The following is a 13,063-nucleotide window of genomic DNA, read 5'->3' on the forward strand; positions in this document are numbered from 1 at the left end:
TTTAACTTAATAAATGGCAAGTTTATGATTGAAAAGTCTTTGAATAACATCCGTCATAGTATTCGTTGGAATTTATTTTTTACATTGGGTGCGATTATGTTAATTTGCCAAATCATTACGGTTTTTTGGTTATGGCATGAAAGTAAAGAGCAAATTGACGTTTTAGTTAATTTAACCTTGAGTAAAAATAAAATTGCAGAAGTGGTTGAGCATGAAGAGTTAGAGGCAATTTTCGCATTATTTTGTTCTGCATTTTCCATGATGGTTGTGACCCTATTTTTAGCTTATAAGGCAATTAAATGGATTACTAAACCACTCGAAATACTTGAAAAAGATCTTAATCAAAGAACCGAAGATAATCTCAAACCGATAAAACCAATTAGTAATATGCGAGAAATTAAGTCTATTACTACGGTATTAAATAAATTGTTTGAAAGACTCAATAATACGCTTTCCCAAGAACGTTTGTTTACAGCTGATGTTGCCCATGAGATGCGAACACCATTAGCCGGGATTCGTCTACATTTAGAGTTGTTAGAAGCTAAAGAAAACATAGATTGTCATGAATTAATTGAACGTATAGATCGCTTAGTTAGTACCGTGGAACAACTGTTAATGTTAGCTCGTGCAAGCCAAAAATTTACCTTAGGTCATTATCAAAAAATTAATTTTTATGATGATATTCAACTCCCTCTTTATGATGAATTAACTGAGCTAACCGAACAAAAACAACAATCTATTGATTGGCAAATTGCGAGTAATAATATTACTTTTAATGGTGATGCGACCTTGATTCGTTTATTAATTCGTAATTTAGTAGAAAACAGTAATCGATATAGTCCAAATAAAAGTAAAATCATTATCAGTTTTTATAAAGATTCAGAAGAAATTATATTAGCGGTCAAAGATGAAGGACATGGGATTGATGAATCAAAAGCCGAGAAGTTAACCCAAGCTTTTTTCAGAATGGATCGTAAACATAATGGAATAGGGTTAGGATTAAGTATTGTTAACCGTATAACTAAATTACATCATGGGCAATTTACGTTAAGAAATCGGCAAGACCATAAAATGGGTACTATTGCCGAAGTCAGACTCAATGATTCACTTCATCAATTAACTTAGTAATTAGTGTGTTATGCTGATTTTCTCGAATAAGTGATGATAAAAATCGTTGCCATGTGCGTTCAATTTTGGCTTTGGCAAAAAATCCCACATAATTAGCGATAGGAATAAAGGTTGAATTACCAATGTTATCAATAATAATTAAGCGATTTTCTTCAGCTGATAGGTGCTGAAATAGAATATTTTTACTTTTGATTGTCATCGTAATAATGCGATCTTTTAGTAATGCGGTTTTTAATGCTTTAAGTGATACAACTAACGCTGCATAATATTGTTTGGTTAGCTTTTCATCGCAAAGGTATTTTTCTAATGGGGTAGAAATTTTTCCATCATAATCTCGAATAAGCTCAAAAACATGGCCTTGGCCAAAATTAGTGGTTACCAGGCCATAATATTGGGCTAATACATCCCATGAGATGTTGCGGTTTATAAGATGTTTATAATAAGCAATTTCACGGTTGGTTTCTTCTTCTGCGCCATCATTATAATTAACCTTGATACATTTATTAGGATCATCGGGATGATGATAGCATTTGCGGTGTAACCCTTTACTTATATAATCTTTCTCAGTAAGTTGAATTAAGTTTTCCATCAATCTTTATCGTATTAGTGAATGTTAGGTAAAAGTGTAGCAGTTACTGTTTTTTATCGCTATGCTTTTTTTATTATAAATCCTAGCGCTTTTGTATTATTTCTGTATAATATTGCCACCCACGTTACAACAGTGTTCTTCCCAACACTGTTTTCGATTGTCAACATTTAGTATAACAACTCGAAGGGGTTAGTTAATTAAATAGTAGCGATCAAAAAGTGTAAATAAATCAATTGATTTATTAACGTGAGATTAATTAAAAATTGGATAATTACGAATGAGTACTTTTTCAGCTAAACCAGAAACAGTTAAACGCGACTGGTATGTTGTCGATGCAGCAGGTAAAACGTTAGGTCGTTTAGCTACTGAAATCGCAAGCCGTTTGCGTGGTAAACACAAAGCAGAATATACACCACATGTTGATACAGGTGACTATATCATCGTTATCAATGCAGAAAAAGTTGCTGTAACAGGCAAAAAACGCACTGATAAGATCTATTATCGTCATACTGGTTACATCGGTGGACTTAAAGAAGCGACTTTTAAAGAAATGATTGAACGTCATCCTGAACAAGTCATCGAAATTGCTGTAAAAGGCATGTTACCGAAAGGTCCTCTTGGTCGTGCAATGTACCGCAAACTTAAAGTTTATGCTGGTAGTGAGCACAATCATGCGGCACAACAACCGCAAGTATTAGATATTTAAGGGGATAGAAGATGGCTGATAATCAATATTACGGTACAGGTCGCCGCAAAAGTTCTGCTGCTCGCGTGTTTATTAAACCAGGTAGTGGAAATATCGTTATTAACAAGCGTTCATTAGAGCAATACTTTGGTCGTGATACTGCTCGTATGGTTGTAATGCAACCTTTAGAGTTAGTTGAAATGACTGACAAACTTGATCTTTACATTACTGTTAAAGGTGGTGGTATTTCAGGTCAAGCTGGTGCGATTCGTCACGGTATTACTCGTGCATTAATGGAATATGATGAAACTTTACGCTCTTCATTACGTCAAGCGGGCTTTGTTACTCGTGATGCACGTCAAGTTGAACGTAAAAAAGTGGGTCTACGCAAAGCTCGTCGTCGTCCACAATTCAGCAAACGTTAATTGTTACGTTACAAATTTGTTTCAAAACCCAGCCTATGCTGGGTTTTTTTGATTATTTAATATTGCTCTATAAACTACCGTAATAATAATTTTACTTTTTTATTAATTGTAAATTATTCAATTAGATAATTATTTTATTTTATCTATTTTCCTTCTTTTAAACGCCGTTAACAAAAGTTTAAAAAGACTATTCTTAGAAAAAACAAAAAGAAAATACATTTTTTTTAACAAATTTGTTATCCAATTTGCTAGAATAGTAATCATATAATAACTTATTTTAAATTTGCATATTTGGAGTGAACATGGTTGTTGCTGTTAATAAACGTTCTGTAATGACATTATTTTGTGATACAACTGATATTTACGGCCATCAGATTCGTTTCGTGTTGGCAGAAAAAGGGGTAACCGCAGAGGTTGAATTTGTTACAGCAAATAATTTACCTCAAGAATTATTGGATCTTAATCCATATGGTTCAATTCCAACATTAATCGATCGTGACCTGACTCTATATGAACCACATATTGCCCTAGAGTATTTAGATGAACGTTTTCCTCATCCACCATTAATGCCGGTATACCCAATTGTTAGAGCAAATTCTCGCTTAACAATGTACCGTATTAAAAAAGAGTGGTACAGTGCTTACGAAACCATCTTAGCCGATCCTGATAGTAACGAAGCCAAAGAAGCGCGTAAAAATTTGCTTGATGATTTAGTTTCTATTTCGGTTATGTTTAAAGAAAAAGATTATTTTATGAGTGATGATTTTACTTTGTGTGATTGCTATTTTGCACCATTACTCTGGCGTTTACCAATGATCGGTATTGAATTACCAAAAATTGCTGAGAAAAATTATCTATCATATATGGCACGTATTTTTGAACGTCCTGCTTTTATAAGCTCGTTAACTGAAGATGAAAGAAAAATAAGAGCATAATATTTTAAATAATTACAGCTTAGCAACTCAACAAGGTAGCCGTTATGGAACTTGATAACATGACTCCTCGTCGTCCTTATATGTTTAGGGCGTTTTATGATTGGATTTTAGATAACGAATTAACTCCCTATATTGTGGTTAATACTTTAATTGATGGCGTATTGGTTCCACAAGAGTTTGTCAAAGATAATCAGATAGTACTTAATATTGCTCCTCATTCGGTTGGTCAATATTTGGCAAATAACGATCAAATTGAATTTAATGCTAGATTTTCCGGCGTTCCGCAACATATTGTGGTGCCAATGGCCGCCATTGAAGCTATCTATGCTCGTGAAAATGGAGTGGGGATGGGATTTGAAGATGAACCACATTACAAAGCATTAAGAGACGGCATCAATAAACCATCAGAAAAAGCCAAACCGGATAATCCTTTCCGAGTAGTTAAATAATTATTCTTAACTATTCTTAATTATTTTTAACTACTAACCTAATTTTATTATCCTATTTTGAATTTTGCTAAAAATAGGATACCTTCCTTTCTAAGATAATATCTATCCTAATAATAGTGAAGATAAATCATACAATGTATGAAAGTAATTGTTATTTGATAATTTATAATTGATAATGATTATTATTTCAGTTATAAAGTGCTTATTCAATGAAAACAAGTAACCCCAGTTATCGGCTTTGGCAACTCACATTTAGATATAAGATAATAATTATCTTTTCTTGTTTATTTTCAATCCTGAGTGTGGCGACAGCTTTTACTCCCTTTATTTCAGTTTATTATATAGTTTACGAAATAATAACGGCGCTGGTTAATCATCAACTATTAAATAGTGAACTTATCATTAATTATGGTTGGTTGGCTTTTATAGGTGCTGCTTGTTCAATCTTTTTTAATTTTCTTGCACTCTGTTTTTCACATATTGCCGCTTTTAAAACTCTCTATCATTTAAAATATAATTTTGTTCGTTATTTATCATGTTTACCACTTGGATTTTATACTGCACATTCGAGTGGAGAATTACGAAAAGTTGTAGATGATGATATTGAAAAAATTGAGATTTTTATTGCCCATCAATTACCAGATATCATTGGATCATTTACAACACCTGTGATTATATTGATTATTTTAGCCTTTTTCGATTGGCGTTTAGGTTTAGCAACGTTAGTACCAATAATTTTAGCCTATATTGTGTTAATCAGCGGTTACCGTCGAAAAGGTATCAAAAATAATATGCAAGAGTTTCAAAAGCGACTTGTTGATATGAGCAATGCATCGGTGGAATATATTCGCGGAATAACGGTTGTCAAAGCTTTTAACCAAACGTTTTTCTCATTCAAACGTTTTTATGAATCAATTAAAGCGTATGAACAATATTGCCTTAGGTTTATTAATTGCTTCAAATACCATATGGCATTTTTCATTCTTATCTTAAATAATATTTATCTTTTTATTGTTCCAGTAATAATTTGGTTATTAGGTGTGACTGATAATTATGCGAATTTTATTTTGGCCTCTATTTTCTATTTGATCTTCTCATTGGCATTACCGGCACCATTTTTTAAACTTTTATATGTCTCGCAAGGTTTACAACGAGCAGTGAAAAGTGTTGAAAATATGGATAATATTTTAAATACCAAGCCATTGGTTGAGCCAGAATCGGGCCTTGAAGTCGATAATTATGATATTTGTTTTAATGAGGTTACTTTCGCTTATGATACAAATGAGGCAAGCGATGCCCCAGAAAATAATGCTTTGAATCATATCTCTTTTGATGCCAAACAAGGAACCACTACCGCGCTAGTTGGACTGTCGGGAAGTGGTAAAAGCACAGTATCTTTACTTATTCCTCGCTTTTTTGATCCAAATAAAGGTTCAATCACGATTGGTGGTGTGGATATTAGGCAAATGAAGAGTGACTATTTATTATCGCTAGTAAGTTTCGTGTTTCAAGATGTTTTTCTTTTTAAACAAACTATTCTCGATAATATTAAAATCGGTAAACCCGATGCTAGTTTAGATGAAGTTATTGCCGCAGCTAAAGCTGCACAATGTCATGAATTTATTGAAAGACTGCCTGATGGCTATCAATCTGTAATTGGCGCCAAAGGAATGCATCTTTCAGGAGGGGAAATGCAACGTTTAGCGATAGCCAGAGCGCTACTAAAAAATTCGCCTATCTTGATTTTAGATGAAGCGACTTCTTTTGCCGACCCAGAAAACGAATATAAAATTCAACTTGCCATGAAAGTTTTGATGGAAGGTAAAACCGTTATTATGATTGCTCACCGTTTATCGACAATAAAAGATGCAGATCAGATTGTAGTATTAGATAAAGGTAACCTTGTTGAGAAGGGTACTCATGACGAACTCATTGATCGTCAGCAAACCTATTACAAAATGTGGCAATACTATAAACAAACGTTAGATTGGCAGATGGATGGTTCTAGTCACAATGATGAGGTGGCACATGTTTAAAAAAATCTTAATGTTGTCTGATATCGAAAGTAGAAATCTTAATCAAGCTATAATAGCTTGTAGCATTTCCAATTTGTCATTAATGTTACCTTTTGTCATTTTGTTACAAATAATCATACTGTTAATTGAACCATTAACTAATCAAATACCGGTAAATATTTATTATCTCTGGATGATGGCTGGCTTAGGAGGGCTATCAGCAATCTTGTTCTTACTATGTTATAAAAGAGAATATAAAAAAACTTATACTAATGCTTTTAGTCAAGCAGCTAATACCCGAATTGAAGTTGCTGAAAAGATGCGAAAATTACCGCTTAGCTTTTTCAATCGAAAAGATCTTTCAGAGCTCACTGCTAATATTATGGGAGACTGTGCGGTTATAGAAAACATGCTTAGCCATGTAATACCGCAATTGATTGGTTATTCATTAAGTAGCTTTATAACATGTTGTCTCTTAGCATTTTATGATTGGCGTATGGCTGGCGCTATTTTCTGTACTTTACCAATTGCCACTATTATTGTTGTTGTCGGTAAAAGGTTAGAGCAAAAATTAGGGGAAAAACATGTTCAATCCAAATTAGCTGTATCAGGCGAAGTTCAAGAATATCTTGAAGGTATAAAGATTATAAAAGGATTTGGCTTAAGTGGTAAAAAATTCCAGCGGTTAGATCAAGCCCTTAAAAATATGATGTGGGCATCAATTAAGTTTGAAGGAATAGGCGGCATTATTGTCACCTTGTCTACCATGGTCTTGCAGGTCGGTTTAGGCATTGTTGTACTCCTAGGAGTTAATTTGATGGTTACCGGTAGTTTGGATCCAATTACTTTTATTGCTTTTATTATTATTAGTTCTCGGATTTATAGCCCTTTGATATCGGTTTTAACATTATTACCTGAACTGTTTTATATGCTTGTCTCTATCGACAGAATGAAGAGTCTGCAAACTGAATCGATCATGGAAGGTAAAGATGATGTAACTTTTGATAATTTTACTATTAATCTTGATCATATTAACTTTTCCTATAACCAAACCAGTGTTATCAATGATTTAAGTTGTACTATTCCGGAAAATAAAATGACGGCATTAGTTGGACCATCAGGTAGCGGTAAAAGTACCTTATTGCAATTGATTGCTCGTTTTTGGGATGTAAATTCCGGTAAAATCACCATCGGTAATCAGGATATAAAACAGATTGATCCTGAAACCTTGATGCACTCCATGGCCTTTGTTTTTCAACAGGTAGTATTATTTGATGATACCATCATGAATAATATTCGAATTGGTAAGCATAATGCTAGTGATGAGGAAGTTAAACTAGCAGCTAAAATAGCCCGATGTGACGAACTTATAGCTCGATTACCAGATGGTTGGAATACATTAATCGGTGAAAACGGTAGTAAGCTTTCAGGTGGTGAAAGACAACGAATCTCAATAGCCAGAGCATTATTAAAAAATGCGCCAATCATTTTACTTGATGAAGCTACCGCTTCATTAGATCCAGAAAATGAGATTTATATTCAAGAAGCAATTGCTAATTTAGTCAAAGATCGAACCGTGATTGTTATTGCTCATCGCCTAAAAACCATCGTCGGTGCGGATAATATTATTGTCTTAGATAAAGGTTTAATTGTTGAACAAGGTAATTATCATGAATTAATGGCAAGAAATGGTTTATTTACCAAGCTTTATAGTTTACAAAAACAGACATTTTCGATTACTTCATGACAGGCTATATTTATCAACTTAATCAGTATATCATATAGCAAAATAACTGATAAAAAACAGACAAATGAGTAACGAAATTGAATTAAAGTTTCAAATCAATCAAAGTGATATAGAGCAGTTACAAAATTACTTAAATCAATGGGTTTGTTGTGATGAAGCCGAGTTTTCATCGCAACAACATTTGGTTAGTCAATTAAATCTGACTAACACTTATTACGATACTGAAGATCATTTTTTACGACGTAATGGTTGTGGTCTTCGAATTCGAACTACAGAAACTGAGCAAATTAAGTGTTTTGAAATTACCTTAAAATCAAAAGGTAATTCTGTAGGTGGATTACATGAACGCATTGAAATTAACCAACCTTTACCTAATGATAAGCTCGATTTAAGTGTCCTACCGAAAGAGGCATTACCTAATGGGTTAACGCAGTTAAGGCCTCTTTTTACCACCAATTTTAAACGGCAAACTTGGCTGATTTCATTTGCCAATAGCGAAATTGAAGTTGCTTTAGATTTGGGGCAAATTACCTCAAATGGTCAATCTATGCCAATACAAGAGGTAGAGTTAGAAATCAAACAAGGCAATAAGCAAGATTTGCTCAACTTTGCGATCGAATTAAGTCGCTTTAACTTACATCTATTTTCTCAGAGTAAGGCTTCTCGGGGCTATCGTTTATTAGATAACTTAACCTTAACTCCTACTGTTCTTTGTTCACAAATTGAGCAAAGTTTAGCCGGTCTACTAAACTTTTGGCAACAAAATGAAGAATATGCTTTAGCAAATAATGATTTAATTTTTTATAAACAGCTACTTATTCAAATAAACGAGATACTTATTAACAAAAATCTGCAAATTGAGCCTGAATTTAAACAGTGGCAAATGGCGATACCATTTATTGACTCGATTAAACAGTTTGCTTATTGCGAGGTGAATAACAAGTTCAAATTGTTGTTAATGGCTGAAATAAATAAAAAATAGGTATACGAATTAAAATGAAAACAACCCTCTTCAAATTACCACTATTATTAGTGGTATTTTATTGGTTATTATATAGTGTTTTTATCGTTATTTATCTTACCAAATTTGATAACGATTTTATATCGTTATATGTTGGGACTGATCAAATTGCCTTGAAAATTGTTAAGCAAGTTTTAATCAGTTTTTTTCTTCAAATACCTAATTCAGCAGTTCTTTTTACTATTTCCACAATAGCATTTAATCAGTATTCCATTTCCATAATTAATCGGAAAAACATTATTAATACCTTCTTAGTTGCCATATTTATTGTATTAAGCTACATGGTTTTTCGCTGGAGTTACTACTCTTATAGTTATGATTGGATTGTGTCTAAACTAAGATTTTTAAATATCAAAGATGGAGATAATTTTTCGGCATATATATTTCATCTCGCAGAGCATCTCATTTTCTATTTTTTTATAACACTTTGTACTTATCTTAGTATTAAATTATTCAAAAAAAATTATATCTGTAACGAAATCATATTAACCGAAACAGAAAGTCAGAAGTTACATATGGTGTTATTCATCTGTTTTTATAACTGTTTCTTTATAACCATGTCATATTTGTTGCTTTTCGATGGTATGTATTACAGTTTAAGTAACCTGATTTTCTCTATAGTCTTATTGGCGACATTTTTATCAATAGTAAATTTAATTGGTTATTTCTTGCTAAGAAAATGCTTTACCGCGGTAACAGAAATTTTGGCTTTAAAAAAGGTAATTTTTAGTTCGCTTATTACTTTTATATTAAACTGTCTTTTATTAGTACTTATTCTATACATTTACAACTATATCTATAATTTCCTACCATTCGATATTATCTCTAATACTTTTAAATTGTTCTACTTATGGATGTTTTTAATTACTTTGTTGATTTCAAGTTGTCTATTGGTAAGAAAGATGACAAAGCTGTTTTTTGATAAACATTAACCCGCCATTCGAATCAGAGAATATAACATTGTTATTGGCCGTTACGTTATAACCAATAACAATGATAAGGTAAACAAGCAATATAAGACCTAACGATAGTCAGCAGTTACAGTTTTATCGGTAAACAGATTGCGAAAAAGTATCAATACTGTTTTTCGCGATTTGTTTAATAAAAAGATAGGTGAACTTAAAAAGTCATTTATAATAGTTAATTAGGTGATTTCATCAACATGTAACTATTTTAAGTGAGTGCTTATTATGTCTCAGCCTATATCGCTAGCTTCACCATTAATTGATCAGCAAAAACAGAAAATTATCTCCCAATTATCACAATGTGATGCAAAAGAGGTGCTCGATAACCTTGATATTTTGCTGCAAAGTGATTTTATTGTTGATGCTGTTTATCGCTATCCAGAGTGGCTGACAGATATTGTTAACAATCCTCCGCAAGCTGATGAAAGAAATTACTATCAACCGTGGTTAACTGAAAAATTAGCATCAATATTTGATGAGTTAGCATTGATGAAAGCGCTAAGATTATTTAGGCGCTATATTTTGCTAAGACTCGAATGGTCACAATTAACCCGCACAAGTAGTGATGAGCAAATTTTATTGCAACTTTCTCACTTAGCTGAGGTGATTATTGTCACTGCACGAGATTGGCTTTATGAACTAAGTTGTAAAGAATGGGGAACTCCCTATAATTCACAGGGACAAGCTCAGCCATTACTCATCCTAGGTATGGGGAAATTAGGTGGTGGAGAACTTAATTTTTCCTCCGATATTGATCTTATTTTTACCTACCCTGAGCATGGTCAAACACAAGGTGGCCGGCGAGAATTAGACAATGCAGTGTTTTTTACCCGCTTGGGACAACGTCTAATAAAAGCTTTAGACCAAATTACCGAAGATGGTTTTGTTTACCGCGTTGATATGCGTTTACGTCCGCTTGGCGATGGCGGTCCGCTCGTCTTGAGTTTTTCCGCGATGGAAGACTATTATCAAGAACAGGGCAGAGACTGGGAACGTTACGCTATGGTAAAAGCGAAAATACTAGGCGATCAGCAAGATCCTTACATCAAAGAACTCTACCAAATGCTAAAACCTTTTGTTTACCGCCGTTATATTGATTTCAGTGTATTACAATCATTGCGCAATATGAAAAGCATGATTGAACGCGAAGTTCGTCGTCGAGGTTTAACCAATAATATCAAACTTGGGGCAGGTGGTATTCGTGAAATAGAGTTTATCGTACAAGTTTTTCAACTTATTCGCGGTGGCCGAGTTGTTGGTTTACAAACTCGTTCCCTATTATCGGCGCTACAGGTGATTGAACAAGAATCCCTACTTAATGTTAACGAAGTGAATACGCTACGAGAAAACTACTTCTTCTTACGTCGCTGTGAAAATCTATTACAAGCGATGCATGATGAGCAAACGCAAACTCTACCAGAAGATGAATTAGACCAAATACGTTTAGCAATCGGCATGAATTTTAGTAACTGGAACGAATTTGTAACGGAACTCACTCGAAGAATGCAATTTACTCGACAAATATTCAATCAGCTTATCGGAGATGAATCAACAGAAACATCACATAACATAAACAACGACCAATATGCTGATCTTTGGGTACCGGATTTACAATTAAGTGATGTTACTTCGGTATTATCCAACTATGCACATGATGATGCTGAAAAACTCTATCAAATGCTTTGCCAATTTCGTGATGATATCGGTAAAAGGACGATTGGTGTTCGCGGCCGAGAAATCCTTGATCAGCTAATGCCAAGATTATTGGAATCGGTTTGTAATGATAAGCATGCGCTAATCGTATTGTCGCGGATTTTACCGCTATTAGTGAATATTGTTAGTCGAACAACGTATTTAGAATTACTGCTTGAATACCCAACCGCATTGAAGCAACTAATTCGATTATGTAGTGCTTCGCCAATGATTAGTGAACAGCTTGCACATTATCCAATTCTATTAGATGAGCTAATAGATATTAACTCACTTTATCAAACTGTTGCACCTAATGAATACAAAAGTGAACTTTATCAATATTTACTGAGAATTCAGGTTGATGATGAAGAACAACAACTTGAGGCATTAAGGCAGTTCAAACAGATGCAACTACTGCACATAGCGGCGGCTGATGTTGAACAGGTATTAAATACCATGAAAGTTAGTGATCATTTAACCTATGTCGCTGAATCACTGCTTGATTTTGTCGTTCAAATGGCGTGGAATCAAATGGTGGCTCGTTATGGAATACCCGCACATTTAACCGATAATCAAAAAGGCTTAGTTATTATTGCTTATGGTAAATTGGGTGGCTTAGAATTAGGATATGGTTCTGATTTAGATCTGGTATTTCTTCACGACTGTCCAGCCGATAGCATGACCAATGGGGATAAACAAATTGATAGCCGCCAATTTTACTTGCGATTGGTGCAGCGAATCATTCACCTATTTAATGTCCGCACCAGCTTTGGTATTCTTTATGAAGTTGATGTTCGTTTACGTCCTCAAGGGGATGCAGGACTATTAGCCTGTAGCTTGAGCGCATTTTATGATTACCAAATGCATGAAGCTTGGACATGGGAGCATCAAGCACTGGTTCGAGCAAGAGCTGTTTATGGTGAAGTAGATCTTATTAAACGCTTTAATCAAATCAGACATGATGTTCTATGTAAAAAACGTGAGGAAAATGTATTAAAAACCGAAGTCCGAGAGATGCGTGAAAAGATGCGAGCCTATTTAGGTTCTACTGAATCTCATCGGTTTAATTTAAAAATTGATGAAGGCGGTATTGGAGATATTGAATTCTTATCTCAATATCTGGTACTAAACTATGCACATCAATACCCTAAAATGACCACATGGAGTGATAACGTACGAATTCTCGAGTTAGCGGCAAATTATCAAATTATGGATAGTCAAGAAGCAGAGCAACTAACTAAAGCTTATATTGATATGCGTAATGAAATACATCAATTATCATTACAACTTTTACCTAGCACCGTTGATGATTCCTGTTTTAAATCAGAAAAACAGATTGTTAACCAAAGCTGGTTAAAATGGCTTAAATAATAGTTAGTCCAAATCTATTCTTGATTAATGTTGTTGATTTG

Annotated in this window: 10 protein-coding genes; 9 read left to right on the top strand and 1 reads right to left on the bottom strand. The window is 33.8% G+C overall.

Translation table 11 applies throughout. From position 1 onward, the window contains the following. Window positions 1-24: 24 nt before the first annotated feature. Window positions 25-1,125 carry a two-component system sensor histidine kinase PmrB gene (gene pmrB / locus AC5LXV_RS07655; RefSeq protein WP_493467869.1) on the top strand — a complete coding sequence of 367 codons (1,101 nt, stop codon included), beginning with the start codon at window positions 25-27 and terminating at the stop codon, window positions 1,123-1,125. Here pmrB and AC5LXV_RS07660 read toward each other — a convergent pair. Then, a complete protein-coding gene (locus tag AC5LXV_RS07660; protein ID WP_493467870.1) occupies window positions 1,097-1,717 on the bottom strand; it encodes a YrbL family protein in 621 nt (206 codons plus the stop codon). The two genes, pmrB and AC5LXV_RS07660, sit on opposite strands and share 29 nt — an antisense overlap. Before the next feature lie 277 nt (window positions 1,718-1,994). On the opposite strand from AC5LXV_RS07660, the gene rplM reads away from it, so the two are divergent. From rplM to glnE, 8 genes are all read left to right on the top strand, one after another. Further along, complete coding sequence (rplM, locus tag AC5LXV_RS07665) at window positions 1,995-2,423, top strand: 50S ribosomal protein L13 (RefSeq protein ID WP_034901369.1); 429 nt, start codon at window positions 1,995-1,997, stop codon at window positions 2,421-2,423. A gap of 11 nt (window positions 2,424-2,434) precedes the next feature. Continuing rightward, window positions 2,435-2,827: a 30S ribosomal protein S9 gene (rpsI, locus tag AC5LXV_RS07670; RefSeq protein ID WP_034901366.1), complete on the top strand. Its 393-nt coding sequence runs from the start codon at window positions 2,435-2,437 to the stop codon at window positions 2,825-2,827. A 302-nt stretch (window positions 2,828-3,129) separates the two neighbouring features. Continuing rightward, complete coding sequence (gene sspA, locus AC5LXV_RS07675; RefSeq protein ID WP_110433998.1) at window positions 3,130-3,762, top strand: stringent starvation protein SspA; 633 nt, start codon at window positions 3,130-3,132, stop codon at window positions 3,760-3,762. Between the two features lie 44 nt (window positions 3,763-3,806). Further along, window positions 3,807-4,211 carry a ClpXP protease specificity-enhancing factor gene (locus AC5LXV_RS07680; protein WP_110433997.1) on the top strand — a complete coding sequence of 135 codons (405 nt, stop codon included), beginning with the start codon at window positions 3,807-3,809 and terminating at the stop codon, window positions 4,209-4,211. A 209-nt stretch (window positions 4,212-4,420) separates the two neighbouring features. Beyond that, window positions 4,421-6,247 (top strand): ABC transporter ATP-binding protein, encoded by a 1,827-nt coding sequence (locus tag AC5LXV_RS07685; RefSeq protein WP_493467871.1) that lies wholly within the window; start codon window positions 4,421-4,423, stop codon window positions 6,245-6,247. Next, window positions 6,240-7,973 carry an ABC transporter ATP-binding protein gene (locus AC5LXV_RS07690; protein WP_493467872.1) on the top strand — a complete coding sequence of 578 codons (1,734 nt, stop codon included), beginning with the start codon at window positions 6,240-6,242 and terminating at the stop codon, window positions 7,971-7,973. Before AC5LXV_RS07685 ends, AC5LXV_RS07690 begins: the two co-directional genes overlap by 8 nt. Window positions 7,974-8,037: 64 nt before the next feature. After that, window positions 8,038-8,955: a CYTH domain-containing protein gene (locus AC5LXV_RS07695; RefSeq protein WP_493467873.1), complete on the top strand. Its 918-nt coding sequence runs from the start codon at window positions 8,038-8,040 to the stop codon at window positions 8,953-8,955. Between the two features lie 1,229 nt (window positions 8,956-10,184). After that, window positions 10,185-13,022, top strand: a complete 2,838-nt coding sequence (gene glnE, locus AC5LXV_RS07700) for a bifunctional [glutamate--ammonia ligase]-adenylyl-L-tyrosine phosphorylase/[glutamate--ammonia-ligase] adenylyltransferase (protein WP_493467874.1) — start codon at window positions 10,185-10,187, stop codon at window positions 13,020-13,022. The last annotated feature ends 41 nt before the right edge of the window (window positions 13,023-13,063 follow it).

Source organism: Gilliamella sp. LMG 34359 (genome assembly GCF_984569085.1).

Bases quoted from the DNA above. Each gene is read 5' to 3' on its own strand.
- AC5LXV_RS07690 (WP_493467872.1), top strand. From the start codon at position 6,240: ATGTTTAAAAAAATCTTAATGTTGTCTGATATCGAAAGTAGAAATCTT.
- AC5LXV_RS07680 (WP_110433997.1), top strand. From the start codon at position 3,807: ATGGAACTTGATAACATGACTCCTCGTCGTCCTTATATGTTTAGGGCG.
- glnE (WP_493467874.1), top strand. From the start codon at position 10,185: ATGTCTCAGCCTATATCGCTAGCTTCACCATTAATTGATCAGCAAAAA.
- rpsI (WP_034901366.1), top strand. From the start codon at position 2,435: ATGGCTGATAATCAATATTACGGTACAGGTCGCCGCAAAAGTTCTGCT.
- AC5LXV_RS07685 (WP_493467871.1), top strand. From the start codon at position 4,421: ATGAAAACAAGTAACCCCAGTTATCGGCTTTGGCAACTCACATTTAGA.
- AC5LXV_RS07660 (WP_493467870.1), bottom strand. From the start codon at position 1,717: ATGGAAAACTTAATTCAACTTACTGAGAAAGATTATATAAGTAAAGGG.
- rplM (WP_034901369.1), top strand. From the start codon at position 1,995: ATGAGTACTTTTTCAGCTAAACCAGAAACAGTTAAACGCGACTGGTAT.
- sspA (WP_110433998.1), top strand. From the start codon at position 3,130: ATGGTTGTTGCTGTTAATAAACGTTCTGTAATGACATTATTTTGTGAT.
- pmrB (WP_493467869.1), top strand. From the start codon at position 25: ATGATTGAAAAGTCTTTGAATAACATCCGTCATAGTATTCGTTGGAAT.
- AC5LXV_RS07695 (WP_493467873.1), top strand. From the start codon at position 8,038: ATGAGTAACGAAATTGAATTAAAGTTTCAAATCAATCAAAGTGATATA.